Source organism: Burkholderia sp. BCC0506, from assembly GCF_902833145.1.
Lineage (GTDB): Bacteria > Pseudomonadota > Gammaproteobacteria > Burkholderiales > Burkholderiaceae > Burkholderia.
In genome coordinates this window covers 270410-294148 of the sequence record NZ_CADFEN010000006.1, presented here as the reverse complement: position 1 = coordinate 294148, position 23739 = coordinate 270410, and the positions used below count along the sequence as shown (strand labels likewise).

Sequence of the window (23739 nt, the reverse complement as noted above, 5' to 3'; positions counted from 1 at the left end):
TTCATTGCGGCGCGCGTCCGGCCGGGGCCGTGCATGTGCATTCGGGGATACCGGCTCAGGAGAACACCTCGAGCCCGTGTTTCTCGACGATCTGGAGCATGCGCGCCGCGATGCCGCTGGGCCGCTTGTCGCCCTGTTCCCATTGGCGGATCGTCGACGTCGTCGTGTTCAGGTAGAGCGCGAACACGCTCTGGCTGACGTTGACGGACTTGCGGATGCGGGCGATCGCTTCCGGATCGAATTGCGGGGCGGCCTCGATGCAGAGCTCGTCGTATTCCCGCATCGTCTTCTTGTCGATCAGGCTGGCGCGATAAAGCCCCGACGCGGCGCTGTGGATCGCCTCCGTTGCGTCGCTCTTGAACCGACCCTTAGCCATTGCAAATCTCCACAAGCTCTTTCAGTGCGACCAGCGTCGCGATGTCGCTGTCGGTGTGTCGGCCCACATCCGCGGCGAGCTTTCTGAAGGCGCGCAATTCGCGTGCGTCGATGTTGTCGCGGTCGCATTGCGCGAACAGGAACACGAACACCCACGTGTGCCCGACCTTGCCCAGTACGATCCCGCGCTGCCGATTCCCGTCCAGACGCTTCTTCCAGACATTGCCGCCGAGATCGACGCCCTGGCCGCGGGCCAGTTCCCGCACCGCGCGGCAGAGTTCGCCATCGGTGATCCCCGCTTTTCCGGCTGCCTTGTGAAACCACTTCGTCTTGAAGACGCGTCGTACGGAAGCGGACATGTCGAGCCGGTCGAGTTAGCACAGGATTATATACCACTACGTGGTACATATTTCGACCTGGCCGAATGGCCTGTCTCGCGTCCGTACGCGGTTGGGACGGTCCCCGCGGGGGCCGATCCCGTCGCCCGGTATTACTCCACCGTCACCGATTTCGCGAGGTTGCGCGGCTTGTCGACGTCGGTGCCGCGCGCGCATGCGGTGTGATACGCGAGCAGTTGCAGCGGCACGACGTGCAGGATCGGCGACAACTGGCCGTAGTGTTCCGGCATCCGGATCACGTGCAGGCCGTCGTCGTTGACGATCTGCGTGTCGGCATCGGCGAACACGTACAGTTCGCCGCCGCGCGCGCGCACTTCCTGCATGTTCGACTTCAGCTTCTCGAGCAGCGTGTCGTTCGGCGCGACCGTGACGACCGGCATCGCTTCCGTGACGAGCGCGAGCGGCCCGTGCTTCAGTTCGCCGGCCGGATAGGCCTCGGCGTGGATGTACGAGATTTCCTTCAGCTTCAGCGCGCCCTCGAGCGCGATCGGGTAGTGCAGCCCGCGGCCGAGGAACAGCGCGTTTTCCTTGCGCGCGAATTCCTCCGACCACGCGATGATCTGCGGCTCGAGCGCGAGCACGCTGTTCAGCGCGGCCGGCAGGTGGCGCAGCTCCTTCAGGAATTGTGCTTCCTGCGCGGCATCGACGTGCCCGCGCAGCTTGCCGAGCGTCGCGGCCAGCACGAACAGCGCGACGAGCTGCGTCGTGAACGCCTTCGTCGACGCGACGCCGATCTCGGTGCCCGCGTGCGTGAGGAACTGCATTTCGGTCAGGCGCACCATCGCGCTCGTCGCGACGTTGCACACCGCGAGCGTATGCGTGTGGCCGAGCGACTGCGCGTGCTTGAGCGCCGCGAGCGTGTCGGCCGTCTCGCCCGACTGCGAGATCACGAGCACGAGCTGGCGCGGGTTCGGCACCGACTCGCGGTAGCGGTATTCGCTCGCGATCTCGACCTGGGTCGGGATCTTCGCGATCGATTCGAGCCAGTATTTCGCGGTGAGGCCCGAGTAGTAGCTCGTGCCGCACGCGAGGATCAGCAGGCTGTCGATCTCCGCGAACGCAGCGGGCGCCGCGTCGCCGAACAGCGTCGCGTCGAAGGCTTCCGTCTGCGGCACGGTGTCGCCGATCGCGCGCGGCTGCTCGAAGATTTCCTTCTGCATGAAGTGGCGATAGGGCCCGAGCTCGACCGCGCCGCCGTATGCGCTGACCACGCGGATTTCACGCTGCACGGCGGCGCCGTGACGGTCGACGATCGTCACGCCGTCGAGCGACAGCTCGCACACGTCGCCTTCCTCGAGGAACGTGAAGCGGTCGGTGCTGCCGGCCAGCGCGAGCGCGTCGGACGCGAGGAAGTTCTCGCCGTCGCCGTGGCCGACGACGAGCGGCGAACCCTGGCGCGCGCCGACGACGGTGTGCGGCTGGTCCTTGTGGATCACGGCGATCGCGTATGCGCCGTGCAACTGGTGCACGGCTTCGCGCACCGCGTCGAACAGGTTGCCGCGGTACAGGCTGTGCACGAGGTGCGCGATCACTTCGGTGTCGGTCTGCGACACGAATTCGTAGCCCTTCGCGCGCAGCGCGTCGCGCAGCGGCTCGAAGTTCTCGATGATGCCGTTGTGCACGAGCGCGAGCGCGTCCGACGAGAAGATCGGGTGCGCGTTGTGCGTGACGGGCGCGCCGTGCGTGGCCCAGCGCGTGTGCGCGACGCCGGTCGTGCCTTCGAGGTGCGTCTCGCGCACCTGCGCATCGAGATCGGCGACGCGCGCGACGCTGCGCGCGCGCTTCGGCGCGCCGGGCTCGAGCACGGCGACGCCGCACGAGTCGTAGCCGCGGTATTCGAGGCGCCGCAATCCTTCGATCAGCACCGGGACGATATTACGTTGCGCAACTGCGCCGACAATGCCGCACATGAATGGTCAATCCTGTCAGTCGAAGCGGACGCCGCGCGGGCGCCCGCAAAAGGTTCAGCTCTTCTTCTTGACCGGGCGGACGTAGCCGCTCTTCGCGGTCTGCGTCTTCTCGTTCAACGCGAGGACGCCTTCGGCGACGTCCTTCCAGATCGTCGTGCCGGCGGCGATCGTCACGCCGCGGCCGACGCGCACGGGCGCGACGAGCTGCGTGTCGGAACCGACGAACACGTCGTCCTCGATCACGGTGCGGAACTTGTTCGCGCCGTCGTAGTTGCAGGTGATCGTGCCCGCGCCGATGTTCACGCGCGCGCCGATGTCGGCGTCGCCGATGTACGTGAGGTGGTTCGCCTTCGAGCCGTGGCCGATCACCGCGTTCTTTACCTCGACGAAGTTGCCGACGTGTGCTTCGTCCGCGAGCTGCGCGCCGGGGCGCAGCCGCGCGTACGGGCCGATCACGGTGTGCGCGCCGAGTTCGGCGCCGTCGATGTGCGTGAACGCGTCGATGCGCGTGCCGGCGCCGACCGACGCGTTGCGGATCACGCAGTTCGCGCCGATCGTCACGTCGTCGGCGAGCGTCACGTTGCCTTCGAACACGCAGTTCACGTCGATCGACACGTCGCGGCCGCAGCGCAGCGCGCCGCGCACGTCGAGGCGCGCCGGATCGGCGAGCGTGACGCCGTCGGCGAGCAGCGCGTCCGCCACGTTGCGCTGATGAATGCGTTCGAGCTCCGCGAGCTGCGCCTTGCTGTTCACGCCGAGCGTTTCCCATTCCTCGTCGGGCTGCGACGTGACGACCTCGAAGCCGGCCTCGATCGCGAGCTCGACGACGTCGGTCAGGTAGTACTCGCCCTGCGCGTTCTCGTTCTTCAGCGCGCCGAGCCACATCGACAGCTGGGCCGTGGGCGTGACGATGATGCCGGTGTTGATCTCGGCGATCTTCAGTTCCTCCGGCGACGCATCCTTCTGCTCGACGATGCGCGTGACGAAGCCGGCCGCGTCGCGCACGATGCGGCCGTAGCCGGTCGGGTCGTCGAGCGTGACGGTCAGGATCCCGTAGCGGCCCTCGCGCGCGGCATCGACGAGACGCCGCAGCGTCGACGCGCGCGTGAGCGGCACGTCGCCGTACAGCACGAGCGTCGGTTGCGCGGGATCGAGGAGCGGCAGCGCCTGGCGGACCGCATGGCCGGTGCCGAGCTGCTCGGCCTGCACCGCGAACTGGACATCGGGCGCGGCGACGGCGGCCTGGACCTGCTCGGCGCCGTGGCCGACGACGACCACGAGCCGGGACGGCTGCAGCGTGCGCGCGGTGTCGATGACGTGGGAGAGGAGCGGCCTGCCGGCCAGGGGGTGAAGCACTTTCGGCAGCGCGGAACGCATGCGCTTGCCGGTGCCTGCCGCCAAAATCACGATATTCATGGCGCGCGCTTGGTCAGGGAGTTCGAAGCCGTCCATTTTAGCATGCGGCCCCTGGCGTTCCTGGCCTGTCGCGGCGGGGCGACAGCGCGGGAACAGGGCCCGCGGGCCCCGTTCCGGCGGCGCTCGGGCCCTGCTTACAGGTCGTCGAACTGGACGATCGAGATCGGCTGGGCGGCGCCCGGCACGGCCGGGTCGTCGCCCGACGCGCACGGCTCCTCGTCGAACGCGATGTCGCCTTGCGGATCGGCCTCGCCCGTCGCGCGCAGCGACTGGAACGGGTACAGCGTCGTGTCCATCAGGTGCGACGGCACGACCTTCGCGAGCGCGTTGAACATGTTATCGACGCGGCCCGGGAAGCGCTTGTCCCATTCGCGGATCAGCGCCTTCATTTCCGCGCGCTTCAGGTTCGGCTGGCTGCCGCACAGGTTGCACGGGATGATCGGGAATTCGCGCAGCTCCGCGTATTTCTCGAGATCGGTTTCCTTCACGTACGCGAGCGGGCGGATCACGATGTTCTTGCCGTCGTCCGACTGCAGCTTCGGCGGCATTCCCTTCAGCTTGCCGCCGTAGAACATGTTCAGCAGCAGCGTCTGCACGATGTCGTCGCGGTGATGGCCGAGCGCGATCTTGGTCGCGCCGAGCTCGCCGGCCACGCGGTACAGGATCCCGCGGCGCAGCCGCGAGCACAGCGAGCAGGTCGTCTTGCCTTCCGGCACGAGCCGCTTGACGATGCTGTAGGTGTCCTGGTTCTCGATGTGGAACGGCACGCCGACCTGCTTCAGGTATTCGGGCAGCACGTGCTCGGGGAAGCCCGGCTGCTTCTGGTCGAGGTTCACCGCGACGATGTCGAAATCGATCGGCGCACGCTCGCGCAGGCGCAGCAGCACGTCGAGCATCGCGTAGCTATCCTTGCCGCCCGACAGGCACACCATCACCTTGTCGCCGTCCTCGATCATGTTGTAGTCGCCGATCGCCTGGCCGACCTGGCGCACGATCCGCTTGAACAGCTTGTTGTTCTCGTACGCTTCCTTCTGCTCGCGGCGCGTGAGCGCGGGGCGGCCGCCCGGGGCGGCGGTTTCATCCAGCGTGGCGGCGTCGGCCGCCGTGTCGTTCATGTGGGGGGCGTTCATGCGCGCTCCTCGTCCTTGATGCGAAAGACCTCGACGCCGACGGCGTCGCAGTCCGGATAGGCGTCCGGTTTCTCGGTACGGACACGTACCGCGCGCACGGCGTCGTGCGCCAGCAGGTGCGCGGCGATCGAATCGCACAGCGTTTCCTGCAGGTGGATGTGGCCGCGCGCCAGGCTCTGCGCGACGCTCTGCTTCATCAGATCGTAGTCGACGACTTCATGCAGCCGGTCGTCGACGGGAGTGGACTGCGCGAGCGGCACGAACAGGTCGACGTTGATGACGACGCGCTGCTCGCCGCGCTTCTCGTGTTCGAAGGCCCCGATGTTGATGTGCACCTCGTAGTCGCGCAGGTAGAGCCTGCGGCAATCCGCGAGGCGGGGGTGCAGGAGAGCGGAAAACATGGTCGTCCCAGTCAAATTGGCGTGCGCGCACGCAAAGCGGCGCGGGCGGCGGCGCTCAGGCCGCGCCCGCGCGGTTCATTCATTCGGGCCGGCGGCGGGCGGCACCAGGTGCTCGCCGCCGTCGACGGTCAGCGTCGCGCCCGTCACGCCGGGCGCGCTCGCGAGATAGCAGGCGGCCGCCGCGATGTCGTCCGCGTGCGGCGCGTGGCCGCGCACGAGCGCCGCGACCCGCACCTTCGGTGCGAGCGCCAGCGCGAGCGCCGACGTCGCGCGGTTCAGCGCGGCCTGCATCAGCGCGTGCGACAGCTGCGCCGGCGCCGGATGAAACAGGGCCTGATCCAGCACGTGGATCGCGCACGCGCGCAGCGCTTCGTTATCGCGCGCGGCGACGAGCGCAGCCGCATCGGCTTCGAGGGCCGGATCGGCGTCGAGCACGGCCGCGCGGCGGCCCAGCGCCGCGACTTCGGCGACGAGTGCATCGGCGGCCGCGCGCGGCGCGCCGTGACTGCGCTGCAGCGCGACGTCCCAGCCGCGGCGTGCGAAGCCCGTCGCGAGCGCGCGGCCGATCGACGCGGCGTCGGCCGCGCTGCCCAGGGCGCCCGTGACGAGCACCACGCGTGGGGTCGACGTATCGGCTGAAACGGTCATTTACAATGCCGGGATGAACCCGAAAGCTCACGAACCCGCTAGTTTACCTGCTCCCGGCCCTGACGCGCTCGCGCAGTCCGAAACCCTTGCCGCGCAACTGCGCGACGAGATCGCGGCGGCCGGCGGCTGGCTGCCGTTCGACCGCTTCATGGAGCGCGCGCTGTATGCGCCGGGGCTCGGCTATTACAGCGGCGGCGCGCGCAAGTTCGGGCGCCGGGCCGACGACGGCAGCGACTTCGTCACCGCGCCGGAGCTGTCGCCGCTGTTTGCGCAGACGCTCGCCCAACCGGTGGCCGACGCGCTCGCGGCGAGCGGCACGCGCCGCGTGATGGAATTCGGCGCCGGCACGGGCAAGCTCGCGGCCGGGCTGCTCGCGGCGCTCGATGCGCCGGGTGTCGAACTCGACGAATACCTGATCGTCGACCTGTCCGGCGAGCTGCGCGAACGGCAACGCGGCACGATCGAAGCCGCGGTGCCGGCGCTGGCCGCGAAGGTGCGCTGGCTCGACGCGTTGCCGGAGCGGTTCGAGGGTGTCGTGGTCGGCAACGAGGTGCTCGACGCGATGCCGGTGCGCCTCTTCGCGAAGACGGACGGCGCGTGGCGCGAGCGCGGCGTCGCGCTCGACGCGCGGCAGGCGTTCGTGTTCGACGACCGGCCGGTCGGCGCCGCCGGCCTGCCGACAGGGCTCGCGGGGCTCGACGTCGGCGACGGCTACGTGACCGAAACGCACGAGGCCGCGCTCGCGTTCACGCGCACCGTGTGCACGATGCTCGCGCGCGGCGCGGTGCTGCTGGTCGACTACGGTTTTCCCGCGCACGAGTACTACCACCCGCAGCGCGATCGCGGCACGCTGATGTGCCACTACCGCCACCACGCGCACGACGATCCGTTCGTGTACCCGGGCCTGCAGGACATCACCTCGCACGTCGAATTCACCGGCATCTACGAGGCCGCGATCGCCACCGGCGTCGACCTGCTCGGCTACACGTCGCAGGCGCGCTTCCTGTTGAACGCGGGCATCACCGACGCGCTCGCCGCGATCGATCCGTCCGACATCCATCAGTTCCTGCCGGCCGCGAACGCGGTGCAGAAGCTGATCTCGGAAGCCGAGATGGGCGAGCTGTTCAAGGTGATCGCGTTTTCGCGCGGCATCGACGGCACGCTCGACGCGTTCGCGCGCGGCGACCGCTCGCACGCGCTCTGACGGGAGCCGGGGATGCTGCGCTGGCTGATGGCGTCGTTCGTCGCGGTGATGATCCTGACGCGCTGCTGGCCGTGGCTCGGCAAGCTCGGCATCGGGCGGATGCCGGGCGACGTCACGCTGACGCTCGGCGGGCGACGCTACCCGTTCCCGTTCATGTCGACGCTGGTGCTGACGATGCTGGTATCGATGGTGGCGCGGCTGCTTTGAGCCGCGCCGAAAAAGGGGCGCGCATCACAGCTCGATTTCGCCGAGGATCCGGTGCGCAAGCGCCTTCGCTTCCTCGAACGCTTCTTCCTCGCTCGAACTCGTCGTGTGGACGTCGTAGCGCATGTTCTCCGTCTCGTCGCCGTCGTCCCGCGCGAGGATCACGTAGCCCTGAAACTCGCCGTTGTCCGCGCGGTGCGTATGCGCCTTGGCCGTGTAGATGCCTTTGGTGAACGTGTTCGTGTCCATCGTGCCTCTCCCGCAATAGGACACTTCATCGTAGCACTGCGGCGCAGCATGGTGAGTGCGGTTTATCGGTGACCGATCGGCGACCGGTCATCGTATCGGTCATCGTATCGGTCATCGTACCGGTCACCGCGCCCACGTCGTTCCTTCAACGTCCCTTCACCCCTCCAGCAGCGCGACGACCTCGTCGAGCGTCGGCGCGTGCGCGCCCGTGTGCCGGCACGCGGCGGCGCCGGCCGCGAGCGCGAACGCGAGATGGTCGCGCCACGAGCGCTGTGGCGCGGCCATCAGGCTGAACAGCAGGCCGCCGATCGACGCGTCGCCCGCGCCGACGGTGTCGACCACCTCGACGCGCGGCGGGCTGGCTTCGTGCACGTCGCCGTCCGCGTGGAGCGTCGCCGCCTGCGCGCCGCGCGTGACGAGCACGGCCGCGCGCGGGTTCAGCGCGCGCACCGCCGCGATCGCGTCGGGGCCGTCGCCGCCGAACAGGTGGCGCAAGTCCTCGTCGGACACCTTGATCAGGTCGGCGAGGGCGGCCATCTTCTCGAGCGTCGGCCGGTACGCGGCCGTCATCAGGTTCCGGCAGTTCGGGTCGAAGCTGATCTTCACGCCGCGCGCATGCAGATCGGCCGCGAGCGCGACGAGCGTGCCCGCGAGCGGTTCGCGCACGAGGCTGATGCAGCCGAAATGCGCCCACTTCACGTGATCGGTCCAGCCGGCCGGCAGCCGCGCGGGATCGAACGCGAGATCGGCGCTCGCCTCGCCGATGAAGAAGTACGCGGGCGGGCGCGTCTCGTGGACGATCGCGAGCAGCGGCGGCCGCGCGACGCGCTGCAGGAAGCGCAGGTCGAGCCCGGCCGCTTCGCTCGCGTGCCACAGCACGTCGGAAAAGCAGTCTTCGCCGATCGAACCGGCGAGCGCGCTCGGCACGCCGAGCCGCGCGACCGCGCGCGCGACGTTCCAGCCGGCGCCGCCCGGCACCGACGTCCACTGCGCGTCGCCCGCGCGCACCATGTCGGTCAGGATGTCGCCCGCCGACACGAAAGCCGGAAACGTGCGGCCGCTCATTGCGTCGGCTCGCTGCGTTGCATCCGCGCGAGGGTCGCGAGCACGTCGTAGCAGGCGCCCATCGTGTGATAGTCGGTCTTGCCGGCCGGGCTCTTCTCGTCGCTGTACTTGCGGTTGTCGCAGGTGAGGATCCGGTACCACGCGCCGTAGCGGTGATCGACGAAATGCGCCCAGCTGTAGCGCCAGATCTCGTCGTACCAGTCCCAGAAGCGCTCGCTGCCCGTGCGCGCGCCGAGCATCGCGGCCGCCGCGAAGGTTTCCGCCTGCACCCAGAAATACTTGTTGTGGTCGCAGATCGTGAAGTCGGGGCCGAAGCCGTAGCAGAGGCCGCCGTGATCGGCGTCCCACGCATGCGTGAGCGCCGCGTCGAACAGCTCGGCCGCGCGCGGCGCGAGCCAGTCGAGCGGGCGGTGCCGCTCGAGGATCAGCAGCAGCTTCGCCCATTCGGTCTGGTGCCCGGGCTGGAAGCCCCACGGACGGAAGATGTTCGAGCTGTCTTCCTTGTTGTAGTCCCAGTCGACCGACCAGTCCGCATGGTAGTGCTCCCACACGAGCCCGCCCGACAGCGCGGCCTGGCGCTGCGTGATGTGGGTCGCGAGCTTTTCCGCGCGATCGAGGTAGGTGAGGTGGCCGGTCGCCTCGTACGCGGCGAGCAGCGCCTCCGTCATGTGCATGTTCGCGTTCTGGCCGCGATACGTCGACACGTTCCAGTTCGGTGTCGCGTCGTCCGCATAGAGGCCTGCGGCCGCATCCCAGAAGCGGTGCTCGGCGAGCTCGTAGGTCGCGGCGATCAGCGGGCGCGCTTCGTCGATGCCGGCCATCGTCGCGTGCGCGGCCGCGAGCAGCACGAATGCGAGCCCGTAGCAGTGGCGCGTGCCGTCGAGCGTCGCGCGCTTCGCGCCGTCGCGCCAGTCGAGCTCCCAGTCGTAGCCCTGCAGCGCGTCGTCCCAGTGCGCGTCGCGCAGGAAGCGCAGCCCGTGGCGCGCGTATTCCAGGTGGCGCGGATCGCCGAAATGCCGGTACGCCATCGCGTAGTTGAAGACGAACCGGCAACTGCTGACGAGGTGGCGCGACGTGCGGTTGTAGATGCTGCCGTCGTCGCGGAAGTAGTGGTAGAAGCCGCCCGTCGGGTCGAATGCGTGGGTCGCGTAGAAGCGCAGCGTGTCTTCGATGTGCGACAGCAGGAATGACGGATCGCGGAAGCTCGCGACGAACGGCGCGGCGGGCGCATGGCCGGCCGGTGCGGCGGCGCGGGGGTGGACCGGGGGCATGTTCATGATTCGTGGACCGTGGCGGTATCGAGTGCCGGGGAGCCGGCGGGCTGGCTGCTGGCCCGCACGATCAGCTCGACGGGCAGGGAAATCTCGGTGCGCTCCGGCGCTTCGGCGAGCAGCAGCTCGACGCCGCGGCGGCCGAGCGCTTCCTTGTCGACCGCGAGCGTCGTGAGCGGCGGGCTCGCGTGCGCGGCGGCCGGGATGTCGTCGAAGCCGACGATCGCGATGTCGTCCGGAATCCGCACGCCGCGCGCGATGCACACGCGCTGCGCGGCCAGCGCGGCCGCGTCGTTGTACGCGAACACCGCGTCCGGGCGCGGGCCCGGCGCGTCGAGCAGTTGCGCCATCGCACGCGCGGCGCCGGTATCGGGGTCGAGCCCTGCGTCGATCGTCACTTCGTACGCGGGGTCGAACAGCCGCCCGGCTTCGAAGAACGCGCGCCGGTAGCCGATCGCGCGCTGCGCGATGCTGTAGTGCGCGGCCGAGCCGCCGATGAACGCGATCCGCGAGCGACCGGCGGCGAGCAGGTGGCGCATCGCGAGCGCCGCGCCCGTCGCGTTGTCGATGTTGACCGAGCGCAACCCGGGCGCCCACAGGTCGATCAGCACGAGCGGCCGGCCGGTGGCGGCGAGCGCCTCGATCGTCTCCGGCTCGATGAAGCCGGCCACGGCGATCGCGTCGGGCGCGTGCGGGCGCATCTGGCGCAGCACGTCGTCGTTCGGGCCGACCGTGAGCAGCGTCGGCACGATGCCGCGCTCGCGGCAGGCGTCCTCGACGCCGTGCAGCACGTGCGAGAAGAACGGGCTCGCGGGAAAGCGGTTGTGCTGGCGATGCAGCAGGAAGGTGAGCCGGCGGATGCGCGGCCGCAGCTGCGCGGGATCGTAGCCGAGCTGCTGCGCGATCCCGACGATGCGTGCACGCGTGGCTTCGGACAGGCCGGGCTGGTTTTTCAGCGCGCGCGAGACGGTGCCGATCGAAACCGCTGCCGCCCGCGCCACATCGCGAATGGTCGTACCCATCGTTCGGGGTCCGGTTTGTTTAGGGTGGAGGCGATTGTATAGTAAAACGTATCGCGGAATTCGGGCCGGATAACCGGGGAATACCCGCGAATAGCGGGTTTTTGAGCGCTAATCTGCGAAAACGCCGTTACTAAAAATACTAAACAAAACGCGAAAAAGGCAAGGTGAGGATGTGTCCGGTGGCGCGGACGGCGCGCAGGAAAGCGGCGGCAGCCGGCGCACGGCCGCGGGGCGGTGCGAGGGGCGGTGCCCCGTGGTGGCCGCGCGCGGCGACGGCGCGCCGCTCAGCCCACCGCCGCCGCGGTCGGCGGTTCGCCGCGATCGCGCAGCGCGGCGCGGCCGGCATCGAGATCGACGACCGCGAGCCCGTCGGGCTGCTGCTTCGCCCGCCGCTTCGCGAGCGCCGCGACCGACGCGATCTCGTCGCTGCCGTAGCGTTTCGCGCCGTGTGCGCCGGCCGGCACGCCGACCGCGCCGATCGCCATCGTCACGAAGCCGAAGAACGCCGGGTTGCCGTGGCGGTCCTCGCCGCGCAGGCCGCCCGCCTGCCGGTCGGCCTGCGTGTAGAAGAGTTGCGCGCCGTCGTTGAAGCGCGCGATCGCGTCGGCGGCGCGCTCGCGCCAGTCGTCGCGCTGGAACAGCACCAGGAAATCGTCGCCGCCGACGTGGCCGAGAAAGTCGCGCTGCGGGTCGCACACGCCGGCCAGCACCGTCGCCGCGAACTTCAGCACTTCGTCGCCCTGCCAGTAGCCGTACTGGTCGTTGAACGGCTTGAACTGGTTCAGGTCGACGTAGCACGCGTGAAAGCCGGCGTCGCGCTGGAGCAGGCGGTCGATGTGCGCGCTGATCGGGATGTTGCCGGGCAGGAAGGTGAGCGGATTCGCGTAGCGCGCGGCCTCGATGCGCATCTCGGTCACCGTGCGTACCAGGCTCTCGCCGGTGCCGAGCCCGACATAGCGGCCGTGCTCGGTGATCACGAAGCCGTCCGCGAGATAGCGCTGGTCGTGGCTCGCGAGCAGCATCGCGAGCTGCTCGAAGGTGGTCGCGTTGTCGATCATCAGCGGCGCATCGTTCGCGAACTGCAGGCACGGCTTCTTCCCGAACACCTCGCGGTGATACGGCAGCGCGAAACGGTCGATGAAGCCGCGGCGATTCACGAGCGCGACGGGCCGCCCGCGCTCGACGAGCGCGACCGCGTGCAGGTCGGGCATCCGGTTGAACAGCTCGAGCACGTCGTTGCTGGTCGCGTCGCGCGGCAGCGCCGGGGCGGGCACGAGCATCTTGGCGGCGATCGTGCCGGCCGGCCGCACCGTGCGCGTCACGCCGGGAAACACCGCGATATGCGGCGCGCGAATCGCGTCGCGCGCGGCCGGCGCGACCACGCGCGACGGCTGCGCGTTCGGCCGGCCGAGCAGGAAGCCCTGCACGCAGCAGATGCCCATGTCGCGCACGACGATCAGGTCGGATTCGTTCTCGATCCCTTCCGCGATCAGCTTCGCGCCGCTCGCCTGCGCGAAGTGCTGCATTGCCTTCACGGCCTCGAACTTGAGCGGGTCGCGCGCGATGTCGTGGATGAAGAAGCGGTCGATCTTCACGACGTCCGGGTGCAGGCGCAGCCACAGGTTCATGCTCGCGTTCGCGGTGCCGTAGTCGTCGAGCGCGAACTGGATGCCGGCGTCGCGCAGCGACGCGACCGCCGGCCCGATGTCCGCGATATCGGGAATCGCGTTCTGCTCGGTGAGCTCGATCACGATGCGCTCGGCGCCGACCCGCGCGCGGCCGAGGAACTGGCGTGCGCGCTCGCGTTCGGTCGCGAGCGTGAGGATGGTGCCCGCGCTGAAATTGAGGAACAGCTTGCCGTCGCAGCCGAGCGCCGCGAACGCGTCCAGGCAGGTGAGCGCGGCGGCCTGTTCGAGCGCGATGGTTTCGCCTTCGCGCGCGGCCTGCGCGAACAGCGCGGCGGGCGGCTCGAGGTCGGTGCCGCGCGGGCCGCGGATCAGCCCCTCGTAACCGACGACCGTTCCCGACCCGAGGTCGACGATCGGCTGGAAAACGGCGGCGAGCGCGCGCTCCGCGATCAGGCGCGTGGTGCGGGCGACAGCGGAATCGGTGTGGGGCGCGGGCATGGGCGAGGGCAGCCGAATCGACGGGACGTCCGGCTTAACGGCACCGCTCGCGGAGAATTGAATGAAGATTTCGTGACACGACGGGCGTGGCCGGCGCATCGCACCGCACGTGTCTCCGGGCGTGGCCGGAAGAGGCGGTGAACGAAAGGCTGAAAGCCGCCGGCGGCGGCCGTCGCCGGCCTGCGCGTCAGCGCTTGCCCGGGCTCAGCGCGCCGGATGCGGCTGCCGCGTCGCCCTCGTCGCGCTCGCCGCGGGTGTCGCGTGCGCCCCAGCGCTGCGCGAGCGCCGCGCACGCCATCAGCTGGATCTGGTGGAACAGCATCAGCGGCAGCACGATCGCGCCGACCGCGTTCGCCGAGAAAATCACCTTCGCCATCGGCACGCCGGCCGCGAGGCTCTTCTTCGACCCGCAGAAGATGATCGTGATCTGGTCGGCGCGATTGAAGCCGAGCCGCTTGCTGACGAACGCGGTCAGCAGCAGCGCGATCGCGAGCAGCACGAGGTTGACGACGAGCAGGCCGCCGAGCGCGCGCGGCGGGATCTGGTGCCACAGCCCCTCGTTGACGGCTTCGCTGAACGCGACGTAGACGACCAGCAGGATCGAGCCCTGGTCGACGAAGCGCAGCACGCCGCGATGGCGGTCGATCCACCCGCCGATCACGGGCCGCAGCAACTGGCCGGCGATGAACGGCACGAGCAGCTGCATCACGATGCTGCCGACGGTGCTCCACGGCGACGCGGCGGCGGCCGACTGCGACGTGATCATCAGCCCGACGAGCGCCGGCGTAACGAAGATGCCGAGCAGGCTCGACGCGGATGCCGCGCACACGGCGGCCGGCACGTTGCCCTTCGCGATCGACGTGAACGCGATCGACGACTGGACCGTCGACGGCAGCGTGCACAGGAACAGCACGCCCGCATACAGCGCCGGCGTGACGAGCGGCTGCAGCACGGGTTTCAGCGCGAGGCCGAGCAGCGGGAACAGCGCGAACGTGCTGAGCAGCACGACCGCGTGCAGCCGCCAGTGCGTCGCGCCCGCGACGACGGCTTCGCGCGACAGTTTGGCGCCGTGCAGGAAAAACAGCAGGCCGACCGCGATGTTGGTCGCCCAGTTGAACGCATGGGCGGCCGGGCCGCGGCAGGGTAGCAGGCTCGCGAGCACGACGGTGCCGACGAGCGCGAGCGTGAAGTTGTCGGGAAGAAAACGGGGACGGGCCATCGGGAACTCGGTTCGGAAACGGCAAAGGCGCGCGTCGCGCGCGCGGATGCCGTTATTGTCCCGGTTGGCGATTCACTACACAAATTCATTGTGTGAATCGATTGATGAATCGATTGCATGCGAAAGCGGCTGCCGCGCGCATCGCGACCGGGGGGCAAGACAGCAGAAGAATGTGCTGTCGCGATCGCGTCCCAAAGCGAAAAAACCTAGCAGTAACATGGTGTTACACCGATGCCGGCGACATAACACTTTTTGGCTCGACACACTTTCCGCCCGCTCATAAATTACTGCTGAAAGCCTTGGGTCGGCCGAAAGGAGCCGACGGCGGGCGTCGATGGGCACGGAACGATGACGGAACGGGTGAAACGGAAGATCGGACGATGGGTGGCAGGCGTGCTCGGCACGCTGCTGATGCCGCTCGCGCTCGCCCAGCCGCCCCATGGCGGTCACGGGTTCGGCGGCCACGGTTTCGGCGGCGGCGACATGCGCGCGTACGGTCAGCCGGCGGCCGGTGGCTCCGTCTGGCGCCGCGGCTCGCCGGCCGCCGGCGTGCGTCCCGGCGGCGTGAGCGGCGCCGCCCGCTGGGGGCTGCGCCCGACCCCGTCGTACGGTCATTACGCCGCGCAAAGCCCGTATCGGCCGATCAGCGCCGAAGTCCGCCAGATGCCGCGCCCGCCGGGCGGCGGCAACGTCCCGCTGCGCGCCGGCTCGATCCGCGCCGACGTCGCCCGCTACAACGAGGAGCGCGGTGGCCGGCCGATGCCGCCGCCACGCTCGCAGGAAGAGCCTGCGCACTCGCCGTTTTTCTCCCCGTTCTACCGAAACTGAGCGCCCCGGCGCCCGTCCCCCCGCCGGCTGATGCGAATTCGCCACAGTCGCGCGCAGATTTCCGCTGATTTTCCCGCCGCATTGCGCTATCTTTCGCGCCCGGCACGCGCATGCCGCGCCGCCGCCCGCCGTGCGACCGCGTTCGCGCCGGGCCGCCGCCGTGCATCCGGCCATGGATAGCCGCCGCGAAGTTAATGCTGGCGCTATACCCGCAATAAGTGTGCGCAATTTTGAACGGACGAATGATCCGTAAAGATGGCTGCGCCCCATACGACGCAAGCACTCGGCTCCATACAACAACGCTCGCGCCGCTTATCGACTTCGACAAACCCTGGAGATCCCATGAAAGCATTCGCCCGCCGTGCGTCGCGCACGTCCGTCAAGCTGATCGCCGCAGCCGCCTGCGTGGCGGCTGCCGCACCCGTCCACGCGCAGTCGAGCGTCTCGCTCTACGGGCAGGTTGACGAATGGGTCGGCGCCACCAAGTTCCCGGGCAGCGATCGTGCATGGAACGTGTCGGGCGGCGGCATGTCGACGTCCTACTGGGGCCTGCACGGCGCCGAGGATCTCGGCAGCGGCTACAAGGCGATCTTCACGTTGGAGAGCTTCTTCCGCGCGCAGAACGGCCAGTACGGCCGCTTCCAGGGCGACACGTTCTTCGCGCGCAACGCGTACGTCGGCATCAGCTCGCCGTACGGCACGGTGACGGCAGGCCGCCTGACGACGCACCTGTTCCTGTCGACGATCCTGTTCAACCCGTTCTACGACTCGTACACCTTCTCGCCGATGGTGTATCACGTGTTCCTCGGCCTCGGCACGTTCCCGACCTATCCGAGCGACCAGGGCGCGGTCGGCGATTCGGGCTGGAACAACGCGCTGTCGTACACGTCGCCTTCGTTCGGTGGCCTGAACTTCGGCGCGATGTACGCACTCGGCAACCAGGCCGGCGACAACCGTTCGAAGAAGTGGAGCGCGCAGTTCAACTATGCGAACGGCCCGTTCGCGGCGACCGCGATGTATCAGTACGTGAACTTCAACAACGGCCCGCAGGACCTGAGCGCGCTCGTGACCGGCATGAAGAGCCAGGGCATCGCGCTGGTCGGCGCCACCTACGACCTGAAGCTCGTCAAGCTGTTCGGCCAGTACATGTATACGAAGAACGACCAGGTCGCGGGCAGCTGGCACGTGAACACCGCGCAGGGCGGCGTGTCGGTGCCGATCGGCGTGGGCAACGCGATGGCGTCGTATGCGTATTCGCGCGACGCGGGCGGCCTCGACCAGACGCGCCAGACCTGGGCCGTCGGCTACGACTATCCGCTGTCCAAGCGCACCGACGTCTACGCGGCCTACATGAACGACCACATCAGCGGCCTGTCGAACGGCAACACGTTCGGCGCAGGCATCCGCGCGAAGTTCTGACGCGCACGCGCGATCGATGCGCCGGCCGCGCGCGTCAATCGCGCGTGCCGGCTGCATGTTTTCCCGTCCTAAACGGCGCCGCCACCCGCGGCGCCGTTTTGCCTTTCTTGACCTTTCTGTTTCCTCGCCTTTGTTACCCTATCCCGTAATTGGTCGATTCCCCGGGATTGCGAGCTAGTTCGATGGATACCCTCGTCAGCATGAATGTGTTTCGCTACGTCGTCGAAGTGGGTAGCTTCGTCGGCGCGGCGGAGCGCATGCAGATGTCGGCGGCGATGGCGAGCAAGCACGTGATGCACCTCGAGCAGCAGCTCGGCGCGCGGCTGCTGCATCGCACGACACGACGCGTCGCGCCGACCGAGGCGGGACGCGAATACTACGAGCGCCTCGTGCAGGCGCTGTCCGAACTCGACGAAGCCGGGCAGGCCGTCGGCGCCGCGAGCGTGGTGCCGCAGGGCCGGCTGCGCGTGACGTCGCTGTCCGCGTTCGGGCTGCGGCACGTGATGCAGGCCGTCACCGATTACGCGGGCCGGTTCCCGGACGTGACCGTCGACATGACGCTGTCCGATCGCGTGGTCGACCTGATCGAGGAAGGCTACGACGTCGCGGTGCGCGCGGCGCCGAACGGCTTGAAATCGTCGTCGCTGGTCGCGCGCCAGATCGCGACCGCGCACATCCTGCTGGTTGCGTCGCCCGCTTATCTCGAAAAGCACGGCACGCCGCAGACGATCGCCGATCTCGCGAACCACAACTACCTGCGGCGCGATTCGAATTCGACGATGCTCGATGCGCTGGTGATCGACGCGGCCGCCGCGTCGCGCGTGAACCTGAACGGCAACCTGATCGTGAACCATCTCGAAGGGCTGCGCGCGGCCGTGCTCGCCGGCGCGGGCATCGCGCTGCTCGGTACCGAAGTGGTCGGCGACGACATCGAATCGGGCCGGCTCGTGCCGGTGCTGCTCGATGCCGTGCCCCCGCACGAGGCGCCGATCTATGCGGTGTACGCGAGCCGTCGCCACGTCTCCGCGAAGGTGCGCTCGTTCGTCGACTTCCTGGCCGCGCGTTTCGACGGGCAGTCGCTGTGCCCGTCGATCGAATCGCGGCTGCGCGTGCTGCCGATTACGCGAATGAAGCGCGCGGTCTGAGCCGCATCGTCGGCCCGCCCGCGGCGGCGGGGCAATAAAAAAGCGCGAACCGCTGCGGTTCGCGCTTTTCGTTTGGTGTGACGAACTTGTCGCGACGGCGGCCGCGACGGCCGCCGCATCGCTCAGCGCGGGATGCCGAGCCGCGCCTTCGCGTCGTCGTACTCGCGCTTCAGTCGCTCGACGAGCGCACCGACGCTCGGCAGGTCGTCCATCAGGCCGACGCCCTGGCCGGCACCCCAGATGTCCTTCCACGCCTTCGTCTTGTCGCTGCCGAAATTCATCTTGGTCTTGTCGGATTCCGGCAGCGCGTCCGGATCGAGGCCGGCCTTCTCGATGCTCTCGCGGATGTAGTTGCCGTGCACGCCCGTGAAGAGGTTCGTGTAGACGATGTCCGACGATTTCGCGTTCAGGATCGCGCGCTTGTAGTCGTCGACCGCGTGCGCTTCCTGCGTCGCGATGAAGCGCGTGCCCATGTACGCGAAGTCGGCGCCCATCGCCTGCGCGGCGAGGATCGAGCCGCCGTTCGCGATCGAGCCGGACAGCACGATCGGGCCGTCGAAGATCTTGCGGACTTCGCCGACCAGCGCGAACGGCGACGTCGTGCCCGCGTGGCCGCCGGCGCCGGCCGCGACGAGGATCAGCCCGTCGACGCCGGCCTCGAGCGCCTTCTGCGCGTGGCGCAGGTTGATCACGTCGTGCAGCACGATGCCGCCGTAGCCGTGCACCGCATCGACGATCTCGCGCGCCGGCGCCCGCAGGCTCGTGATGAAGATCGGCACCTTGTGCTCGACGCACACGCGCACGTCGTGCTCGAGCCGCGCATTCGACTGGTGGACGATCTGGTTGACCGCGATCGGGCCGATCACCGCGTCGGGATTTTTTGCCTGGTGGCTGGCGAGTTCCGACTGGATCTGCGTGAGCCATTCGTCGAGCAGTTCGGCCGGGCGCGCGTTGAGCGCGGGGAACGAACCGACGATGCCCGCCTTGCATTGCGCGAGCACGAGTTCGGGGTAGCTGACGATGAACATCGGCGACGCGATGACGGGCAGCGTCAGGTTCTGCAGGACGGTGGGCAATGCCATGTGATGTCTCCAGTCTCCGGGGGCGTGGCGGTCGAACGTGATTCGAGTGTAGCGGCGCGATGCGCTCATTCATATTAATACGAACGATCGTGCGGTTCTATGCGAGCTTAACAAACCGTGCGGTGTGCCGGCAATCGAGTGAGTGTTCTCTTTCTACGGTTTCGGGTGACGACCCCGCTGTGAAGACACACGGACGCTCCTAAAATAGCCGCCATAACAAACCAACGAGAAACAAACCATGTCGTTTGAGGCGTTTGCACCGTTTCGCGTGACGGTGCAGGACACCGACATTTTCGGTGTCAAAGGAGGCGCGGGGCCGCCGCTGCTGTTGCTGCACGGCCATCCGCAGACCCACATGATCTGGCATCGCGTTGCCGCGACGCTCGCGAATCACTTCACCGTGATCGCCACCGACCTGCGCGGCTACGGCGCCTCGGGCCGGCCGCCGAGCGACGCACGGCACATGCCGTATTCGAAACGGGCGATGGCGGCGGACCAGGTCGCCGTGATGCGGCATTTCGGCTTCGGGCAATTCCATGTGTGCGCGCACGATCGCGGCGCGCGGGTCGCGCACCGGCTCGCGCTCGATCACGCGGATGCCGTCGAGCGGATGATGCTGCTCGACATTGCCCCCACGCTCGCGATGTACGAGAAAACCGATCGCGCGTTCGCGACCGCGTATTTCCACTGGTTCTTCCTGATCCAGCCCGAGCCGCTGCCCGAGACGCTGGTCGGCGCGCACACCGATGCATATATCGAGCGCGTGATGGGCAACCGCTCGGCCGGGCTGGCGCCGTTCGCGCCGGAGGCGCTCGACGCGTACCGGGCGGCGCTCGCGCAGCCGGGCGCCGTGCATGCGATGTGCGAGGACTACCGCGCATCGGCGACGATCGATCTCGAGCACGACCGTGCGGATCTCGAGCGCGGCAACAAGGTCGCGTGCCCGCTGCGCGTGCTGTGGGGCGAGCACGGGATCGTCGGCCGCTGCTTCGATCCGCTCGACGAATGGCGGCGCGTCGCGCGCGACGTCAGCGGCCGCGCGCTCGACTGCGGGCACTACATTCCGGAAGAGGCGCCGGCCGCGTTGATCGACGAACTGCTCGCGTTCTTCGAGGCACGCGACACGGCCGCGTGACGGGGCGTGCGGCGCGTGCCGCCCGCGGCTCTGCGGTATGCGCGGCCCGCCGCGGCTCAGCGATGCGCGTGGTCGTCCTCGACGAGCGGCGGCAGCCGGCGCGGCACGGGCGTCGATTTCACGATCGCGGTGCTCGTCTCCGCGCGCTCCGTCACCTTCGACAGGATGTCGTCGAGGTGCTCGATCGTGCGCAGGTAGAGCCGGCAGATGAAGCAGTCGTCGCCGGTGACCTTGTCGCACTCGACGAATTCGGGAATCCGCCGCAGCAACTCCTCGACCAGATGCAACTGGCCCGGCAACGGCTTCACGCGGACGATCGCCTGCAGCGTGTAGCCGAGCGCGCGCGGGTCGAGCTCGACGGTGAACGCGGCGATCACGCCTTGCGCCTCGAGCCGCCGCACGCGATCGGCGGTGGCGGGCGCCGACAGCCCGATCTGCCGGGCGAGTTCGCTGGTCGCGATGCGTGCATCGTCGGCCAGCGCGGCGACGATCGCGCGGTCGGTCGCGTCGAGCGACGCGACGGCGGGCGGGGAAAGGCGTTTCGGCATGATCGCTTTGCTTTCGAAGGTAAATCGGCGGATTCGCTTCAGTTTAGCCGTGGCTGACGCGAAAGCAAGTTTCTAGAATCGAAGTCGTCTTCTCTCTTCAACGGAATTCATGATGGCCACGAATGAAATTCGCCGCGGCGCCGCCGAGATGATCGTCGCGATGCTGATGTCCGGCACGATCGGCTGGCTCGTGATGTCGTCGCACCAGCCGCTGACCAACGTCGTGTTCTTTCGCTGCGTGTTCGGCACGGCGACGCTCGCGATCGTCTGCGCGGTGCTCGGCTTCCTGCGCCGCTCGCTGTTCTCGCCGCGGATGCTCGTGCTCGTGACGCTCGGCAGCCTCGCGATCGTCGCGAACTGGCTGCTGCTCTTCGCCGCTTATTCGCGCGCGTCGATCTCGATGGCGACCGCCGTCTACAACACGCAGCCGTTCATGCTCGTCGCGCTCGGCGCGATCGTGTTCCGCGAGCGGATCACCGCGTCGACGCTCGCGTGGCTCGTGCTCGCGTTCGCGGGGCTCGTGTTCGTGGTGCGCGTGGAGCCGGCCGTGCTCGCGGTGCCCGGCGAATATCTGGAAGGCGTCGCGCTGTCGCTCGGCGCGGCGTTCCTGTATGCGATCTCGTCGATCATCACGAAGCACCTGAAGGGCACGCCGCCGCATCTGCTCGCGCTGCTGCAGGTCGGCCTCGGCGTCCTGCTGCTCGCACCGTTCGCGCACTTCGACACCTTGCCGGCGACGGCCGGGCAATGGGCCGATCTGATCGTGCTGGGCATCGTCAACACGGGGCTGATGTACGTGCTGCTGTACGGCGCGGTCCAGAAGCTGCCGACCGCGATGACGGGCGCGCTGTCGTTCGTCTATCCGGTCGTCGCGATCGTCGTCGATCGCGTCGCGTTCGGGCAGACGCTCGCGTGGACGCAGGTGGTCGGCGCGCTGTTGATCCTGCTCGCGGCGGCCGGCGTGAACCTCGGCTGGCGCATCGTGCCGGCGCGTCGCACGGCGGTCGGCAACTGATACGGTCAGACGATTCGGCGTCGCGGCACGGTCGCGCCGCGGCCCGTCGAATGCGCGTGTCGGGAACGGAGGTTGCGTGCGGAACGACGTCGCGCGCGGCCGTGAAAAGCGCTGTAAGAAGTTGTAGGGAAACACCCGATGCGATGCGGCCGCGTCGCTCGTATGATGCGGGCTGTGACGTTGATCACGTTCACAGGATTCCGATCTCGATGCCGTTCGCCCGTGAGGCTGAACGGCTTTTTTTTATGTCTCGCTGCCCGCGATCAGGCGCCGCCGCGCGTCGAGCCGCGCGAGCAGCGCGCGCCTCGCGTCGTCGTCCGACTCACGCCATCCCTTGATCTCGCCGCGCGTGCGCAGGCAGCCCGCGCACCAGCCGGTGCGCGGGTCGATCCGGCAGACGTCGGTGCACGGCGACGCGACCGTGGCGACCGGCATCGTCACGTCGCTCATGCGGACTCCCGCAACGCGACGTCCGCGACCGGCGCGCCGGTCAGCGACACCAATTCGTGCGGCGACAGGTTGAACACCGCGTGCGGATGGCCGGCGGCGGCCCACAGGCTGTCGAGCGCGAGCAGGTCGGCGTCGATCAGCGTGACCGGTTCGACCAGATGGCCGATCGGGCAGACGCCGCCGATCGCATAGCCGGTGTTGTCGCGCACGAACTTCGCGTCCGCACGGCCGACCGGGCCGACTTGCGCGGCGACCTTCTGCTCGTCGACGCGGTTCACGCCGCTCGCGATCACCAGCACGGGCGCGCCGTCGGCCTGCCGGCGAAACAGGATCGATTTCGCGATCTGCGCGACCGAGCAGCCGAGCCCGGCCGCGGCCTCGGCCGAGGTCTTGCCGGTTTCGGCGAGCATCACGATGCCTTTCGCATGGCCGCGCTCGCGCAGCAGCAGCGCGACGCGTCGCGCGGAATCGGGGAGGGAGTCGAATGAAGCGGGTGTCGTCATGTCGAGAAATCCGTGGAACGAGGTGATCAGACGCAGTTCGCGGCGTCGGCCGCGCTCTGCGCCTTGGCGAGCAGTGCACGACCGGCGCGCGACACGTTCGCGCGGCCGATCGCGTTCGAGATGAAATCGCCGGCGGCGACGACCTGCGCGAGATCGATGCCGGTGTCGATGCCGAGGCCCTGCATCAGGTACAGCACGTCTTCGGTCGCGACGTTGCCGGTCGCGCCCTTCGCGTACGGGCAGCCGCCGAGGCCCGCGACCGACGCGTGAAAGATCTCGATCCCTTCGAACAGCGCCGCGTAGATGTTCGCGAGCGCCTGGCCGTAGGTATCGTGGAAGTGGCCCGACAGGCGTTCGCGCGGGAACACGCGCGTGACGGCCGCGAGGACTTCGCGCGTGCGCTTCGGCGTGCCGACGCCGATCGTGTCGGCGATGTCGATCTCGTCGCAACCGAGCGCGGCGAACCGTTCGACGACGTCGACGACCGACGCGACCGGCACCTCGCCCTGGTACGGGCAGCCGAGCGCGCACGACACGCTGCCGCGCAGCCGCAGGCCCGCATCCTTCGCGGCCTTCGCGACGGGCTCGAAGCGCGCGATGCTCTCGGCGATGCTGCAGTTGATGTTCCGCTGCGAGAACGCTTCGCTCGCCGCGCCGAAGATCACGACTTCGTCCGCGCGGGCGGCGAGCGCATTTTCGAAGCCCTTCAGGTTCGGCGTGAGCACCGAATACACGGTGCCCGCGCGGCGCGCGATGCCGGCCATCACGTCGGCGCCGTCGGCCATCTGCGGCACCCACTTCGGCGACACGAACGATGCGGCCTCGACATTGCGGAAGCCGGCGCGCGACAGACGATCGACGAGCGCGATCTTCACGTCGGTCGGTACGAAGGTCTTCTCGTTCTGCAGCCCGTCGCGCGGGCCGACTTCGACGATCTTGACGGCGGTGGGGAACGTCATGGTTGTCTCCTGGTTTC

Annotated in this window: 25 protein-coding genes; 7 read left to right on the top strand and 18 right to left on the bottom strand. The window is 68.7% G+C overall.

The genetic code is table 11. The features are described 5' to 3' along the window. Nucleotides 1-55: 55 nt before the first annotated feature. The 7 genes from HWX62_RS16400 to HWX62_RS16370 all read right to left on the bottom strand — a co-directional run bounded on the left by HWX62_RS16400 (nt 56) and on the right by HWX62_RS16370 (nt 6278). Nucleotides 56-376, bottom strand: coding sequence for a DNA-binding transcriptional regulator (locus HWX62_RS16400; protein WP_175928034.1), 321 nt, complete (start codon nt 374-376; stop codon nt 56-58). After that, the gene (locus tag HWX62_RS16395) at nt 369-734 is read right to left on the bottom strand and encodes a type II toxin-antitoxin system RelE/ParE family toxin (protein WP_175928033.1); all 366 of its coding nucleotides are present in this window, start codon (nt 732-734) and stop codon (nt 369-371) included. The genes HWX62_RS16400 and HWX62_RS16395 overlap by 8 nt, the downstream gene beginning before the upstream one ends. Nucleotides 735-865: 131 nt before the next feature. Then, a complete protein-coding gene (glmS, locus tag HWX62_RS16390) occupies nt 866-2683 on the bottom strand; it encodes a glutamine--fructose-6-phosphate transaminase (isomerizing) (RefSeq protein ID WP_175928032.1) in 1818 nt (605 codons plus the stop codon). A gap of 54 nt (nt 2684-2737) precedes the next feature. Further along, nucleotides 2738-4099 (bottom strand): bifunctional UDP-N-acetylglucosamine diphosphorylase/glucosamine-1-phosphate N-acetyltransferase GlmU, encoded by a 1362-nt coding sequence (glmU, locus tag HWX62_RS16385; protein ID WP_175928031.1) that lies wholly within the window; start codon nt 4097-4099, stop codon nt 2738-2740. A 134-nt stretch (nt 4100-4233) separates the two neighbouring features. After that, nucleotides 4234-5229 (bottom strand): tRNA 2-thiocytidine(32) synthetase TtcA, encoded by a 996-nt coding sequence (gene ttcA, locus HWX62_RS16380; protein WP_175928030.1) that lies wholly within the window; start codon nt 5227-5229, stop codon nt 4234-4236. Further along, complete coding sequence (locus HWX62_RS16375; RefSeq protein ID WP_124593486.1) at nt 5226-5630, bottom strand: dihydroneopterin aldolase; 405 nt, start codon at nt 5628-5630, stop codon at nt 5226-5228. The genes ttcA and HWX62_RS16375 overlap by 4 nt, the downstream gene beginning before the upstream one ends. A 75-nt stretch (nt 5631-5705) precedes the next feature. Beyond that, a complete protein-coding gene (locus HWX62_RS16370) occupies nt 5706-6278 on the bottom strand; it encodes a Rossmann fold domain-containing protein (protein WP_175985179.1) in 573 nt (190 codons plus the stop codon). A 13-nt stretch (nt 6279-6291) separates the two neighbouring features. Here HWX62_RS16370 and HWX62_RS16365 point away from each other — a divergent pair, with 13 nt between their 5' ends. Together HWX62_RS16365 and HWX62_RS16360 are read left to right on the top strand one after the other, a co-directional pair. Next, nucleotides 6292-7482: an SAM-dependent methyltransferase gene (locus HWX62_RS16365; RefSeq protein WP_175928028.1), complete on the top strand. Its 1191-nt coding sequence runs from the start codon at nt 6292-6294 to the stop codon at nt 7480-7482. Nucleotides 7483-7494: 12 nt separating this feature from the next. Continuing rightward, nucleotides 7495-7689 (top strand): DUF2905 domain-containing protein, encoded by a 195-nt coding sequence (locus HWX62_RS16360; RefSeq protein WP_006484654.1) that lies wholly within the window; start codon nt 7495-7497, stop codon nt 7687-7689. Between the two features lie 24 nt (nt 7690-7713). Here HWX62_RS16360 and HWX62_RS16355 read toward each other — a convergent pair whose 3' ends face one another. The 6 genes from HWX62_RS16355 to HWX62_RS16330 all read right to left on the bottom strand — a co-directional run bounded on the left by HWX62_RS16355 (nt 7714) and on the right by HWX62_RS16330 (nt 14638). Next, nucleotides 7714-7935, bottom strand: a complete 222-nt coding sequence (locus HWX62_RS16355) for a hypothetical protein (RefSeq protein WP_006484657.1) — start codon at nt 7933-7935, stop codon at nt 7714-7716. Between the two features lie 156 nt (nt 7936-8091). Beyond that, on the bottom strand, nt 8092-9000 hold the full coding sequence (locus tag HWX62_RS16350) for a carbohydrate kinase (RefSeq protein WP_175928027.1): 909 nt from the start codon (nt 8998-9000) through the stop codon (nt 8092-8094). Further along, complete coding sequence (locus HWX62_RS16345; RefSeq protein WP_175928026.1) at nt 8997-10277, bottom strand: AGE family epimerase/isomerase; 1281 nt, start codon at nt 10275-10277, stop codon at nt 8997-8999. The genes HWX62_RS16350 and HWX62_RS16345 overlap by 4 nt, the downstream gene beginning before the upstream one ends. Continuing rightward, complete coding sequence (locus tag HWX62_RS16340; RefSeq protein WP_175928025.1) at nt 10274-11293, bottom strand: LacI family DNA-binding transcriptional regulator; 1020 nt, start codon at nt 11291-11293, stop codon at nt 10274-10276. Before HWX62_RS16340 ends, HWX62_RS16345 begins: the two co-directional genes overlap by 4 nt. A 284-nt stretch (nt 11294-11577) precedes the next feature. Further along, entirely contained in the window at nt 11578-13419 is a 1842-nt protein-coding gene (locus HWX62_RS16335; protein ID WP_175928024.1) for a phosphodiesterase, read from the bottom strand. A gap of 187 nt (nt 13420-13606) precedes the next feature. Further along, nucleotides 13607-14638 (bottom strand): bile acid:sodium symporter family protein, encoded by a 1032-nt coding sequence (locus HWX62_RS16330; RefSeq protein ID WP_175928023.1) that lies wholly within the window; start codon nt 14636-14638, stop codon nt 13607-13609. Between the two features lie 348 nt (nt 14639-14986). Between HWX62_RS16330 and HWX62_RS16325 the strand changes: the two genes are divergently transcribed. From HWX62_RS16325 to HWX62_RS16315, 3 genes are all read left to right on the top strand, one after another. After that, the gene (locus tag HWX62_RS16325) at nt 14987-15466 is read left to right on the top strand and encodes a peptide-binding protein (RefSeq protein ID WP_175928022.1); all 480 of its coding nucleotides are present in this window, start codon (nt 14987-14989) and stop codon (nt 15464-15466) included. Between the two features lie 342 nt (nt 15467-15808). Continuing rightward, on the top strand, nt 15809-16885 hold the full coding sequence (locus tag HWX62_RS16320) for a porin (protein ID WP_175928021.1): 1077 nt from the start codon (nt 15809-15811) through the stop codon (nt 16883-16885). A gap of 182 nt (nt 16886-17067) precedes the next feature. Continuing rightward, nucleotides 17068-18030, top strand: coding sequence for a LysR family transcriptional regulator (locus HWX62_RS16315; protein ID WP_175928020.1), 963 nt, complete (start codon nt 17068-17070; stop codon nt 18028-18030). Between the two features lie 122 nt (nt 18031-18152). Here the strand turns inward: HWX62_RS16315 and HWX62_RS16310 are convergent, their stop codons facing one another. Further along, nucleotides 18153-19112: a nitronate monooxygenase family protein gene (locus HWX62_RS16310; protein ID WP_175928019.1), complete on the bottom strand. Its 960-nt coding sequence runs from the start codon at nt 19110-19112 to the stop codon at nt 18153-18155. A 238-nt stretch (nt 19113-19350) separates the two neighbouring features. Here HWX62_RS16310 and HWX62_RS16305 point away from each other — a divergent pair, with 238 nt between their 5' ends. Next, nucleotides 19351-20247 carry an alpha/beta hydrolase gene (locus tag HWX62_RS16305; RefSeq protein ID WP_175928018.1) on the top strand — a complete coding sequence of 299 codons (897 nt, stop codon included), beginning with the start codon at nt 19351-19353 and terminating at the stop codon, nt 20245-20247. A 56-nt stretch (nt 20248-20303) separates the two neighbouring features. Here the strand turns inward: HWX62_RS16305 and HWX62_RS16300 are convergent, their stop codons facing one another. Beyond that, nucleotides 20304-20795: an Lrp/AsnC family transcriptional regulator gene (locus HWX62_RS16300; RefSeq protein WP_050014344.1), complete on the bottom strand. Its 492-nt coding sequence runs from the start codon at nt 20793-20795 to the stop codon at nt 20304-20306. A gap of 112 nt (nt 20796-20907) precedes the next feature. Between HWX62_RS16300 and HWX62_RS16295 the strand changes: the two genes are divergently transcribed. Then, nucleotides 20908-21810 carry a DMT family transporter gene (locus tag HWX62_RS16295; protein ID WP_175928017.1) on the top strand — a complete coding sequence of 301 codons (903 nt, stop codon included), beginning with the start codon at nt 20908-20910 and terminating at the stop codon, nt 21808-21810. A gap of 243 nt (nt 21811-22053) precedes the next feature. On the opposite strand, the gene HWX62_RS16290 is transcribed toward HWX62_RS16295, so the two are convergent. The 3 genes from HWX62_RS16290 to HWX62_RS16280 are packed head-to-tail and all read right to left on the bottom strand — an operon-like array spanning nt 22054 to nt 23722. Beyond that, nucleotides 22054-22260 carry a DUF1289 domain-containing protein gene (locus tag HWX62_RS16290; protein ID WP_175877645.1) on the bottom strand — a complete coding sequence of 69 codons (207 nt, stop codon included), beginning with the start codon at nt 22258-22260 and terminating at the stop codon, nt 22054-22056. Further along, nucleotides 22257-22763: a YbaK/EbsC family protein gene (locus HWX62_RS16285; protein ID WP_175928016.1), complete on the bottom strand. Its 507-nt coding sequence runs from the start codon at nt 22761-22763 to the stop codon at nt 22257-22259. Before HWX62_RS16285 ends, HWX62_RS16290 begins: the two co-directional genes overlap by 4 nt. 26 nt (nt 22764-22789) lie before the next feature. After that, nucleotides 22790-23722, bottom strand: a complete 933-nt coding sequence (locus tag HWX62_RS16280) for a hydroxymethylglutaryl-CoA lyase (protein WP_175928015.1) — start codon at nt 23720-23722, stop codon at nt 22790-22792. Nucleotides 23723-23739: the final 17 nt, after the last annotated feature.

Coding starts and splice junctions, on each gene's coding strand:
- HWX62_RS16400 (WP_175928034.1), bottom strand. CDS start 376: ATGGCTAAGGGTCGGTTCAAGAGCGACGCAACGGAGGCGATCCACAGC.
- HWX62_RS16395 (WP_175928033.1), bottom strand. CDS start 734: ATGTCCGCTTCCGTACGACGCGTCTTCAAGACGAAGTGGTTTCACAAG.
- glmS (WP_175928032.1), bottom strand. CDS start 2,683: ATGTGCGGCATTGTCGGCGCAGTTGCGCAACGTAATATCGTCCCGGTG.
- glmU (WP_175928031.1), bottom strand. CDS start 4,099: ATGAATATCGTGATTTTGGCGGCAGGCACCGGCAAGCGCATGCGTTCC.
- ttcA (WP_175928030.1), bottom strand. CDS start 5,229: ATGAACGCCCCCCACATGAACGACACGGCGGCCGACGCCGCCACGCTG.
- HWX62_RS16375 (WP_124593486.1), bottom strand. CDS start 5,630: ATGTTTTCCGCTCTCCTGCACCCCCGCCTCGCGGATTGCCGCAGGCTC.
- HWX62_RS16370 (WP_175985179.1), bottom strand. CDS start 6,278: ATGACCGTTTCAGCCGATACGTCGACCCCACGCGTGGTGCTCGTCACG.
- HWX62_RS16365 (WP_175928028.1), top strand. CDS start 6,292: ATGAACCCGAAAGCTCACGAACCCGCTAGTTTACCTGCTCCCGGCCCT.
- HWX62_RS16360 (WP_006484654.1), top strand. CDS start 7,495: ATGCTGCGCTGGCTGATGGCGTCGTTCGTCGCGGTGATGATCCTGACG.
- HWX62_RS16355 (WP_006484657.1), bottom strand. CDS start 7,935: ATGGACACGAACACGTTCACCAAAGGCATCTACACGGCCAAGGCGCAT.
- HWX62_RS16350 (WP_175928027.1), bottom strand. CDS start 9,000: ATGAGCGGCCGCACGTTTCCGGCTTTCGTGTCGGCGGGCGACATCCTG.
- HWX62_RS16345 (WP_175928026.1), bottom strand. CDS start 10,277: ATGAACATGCCCCCGGTCCACCCCCGCGCCGCCGCACCGGCCGGCCAT.
- HWX62_RS16340 (WP_175928025.1), bottom strand. CDS start 11,293: ATGGGTACGACCATTCGCGATGTGGCGCGGGCGGCAGCGGTTTCGATC.
- HWX62_RS16335 (WP_175928024.1), bottom strand. CDS start 13,419: ATGCCCGCGCCCCACACCGATTCCGCTGTCGCCCGCACCACGCGCCTG.
- HWX62_RS16330 (WP_175928023.1), bottom strand. CDS start 14,638: ATGGCCCGTCCCCGTTTTCTTCCCGACAACTTCACGCTCGCGCTCGTC.
- HWX62_RS16325 (WP_175928022.1), top strand. CDS start 14,987: ATGACGGAACGGGTGAAACGGAAGATCGGACGATGGGTGGCAGGCGTG.
- HWX62_RS16320 (WP_175928021.1), top strand. CDS start 15,809: ATGAAAGCATTCGCCCGCCGTGCGTCGCGCACGTCCGTCAAGCTGATC.
- HWX62_RS16315 (WP_175928020.1), top strand. CDS start 17,068: ATGGATACCCTCGTCAGCATGAATGTGTTTCGCTACGTCGTCGAAGTG.
- HWX62_RS16310 (WP_175928019.1), bottom strand. CDS start 19,112: ATGGCATTGCCCACCGTCCTGCAGAACCTGACGCTGCCCGTCATCGCG.
- HWX62_RS16305 (WP_175928018.1), top strand. CDS start 19,351: ATGTCGTTTGAGGCGTTTGCACCGTTTCGCGTGACGGTGCAGGACACC.
- HWX62_RS16300 (WP_050014344.1), bottom strand. CDS start 20,795: ATGCCGAAACGCCTTTCCCCGCCCGCCGTCGCGTCGCTCGACGCGACC.
- HWX62_RS16295 (WP_175928017.1), top strand. CDS start 20,908: ATGGCCACGAATGAAATTCGCCGCGGCGCCGCCGAGATGATCGTCGCG.
- HWX62_RS16290 (WP_175877645.1), bottom strand. CDS start 22,260: ATGAGCGACGTGACGATGCCGGTCGCCACGGTCGCGTCGCCGTGCACC.
- HWX62_RS16285 (WP_175928016.1), bottom strand. CDS start 22,763: ATGACGACACCCGCTTCATTCGACTCCCTCCCCGATTCCGCGCGACGC.
- HWX62_RS16280 (WP_175928015.1), bottom strand. CDS start 23,722: ATGACGTTCCCCACCGCCGTCAAGATCGTCGAAGTCGGCCCGCGCGAC.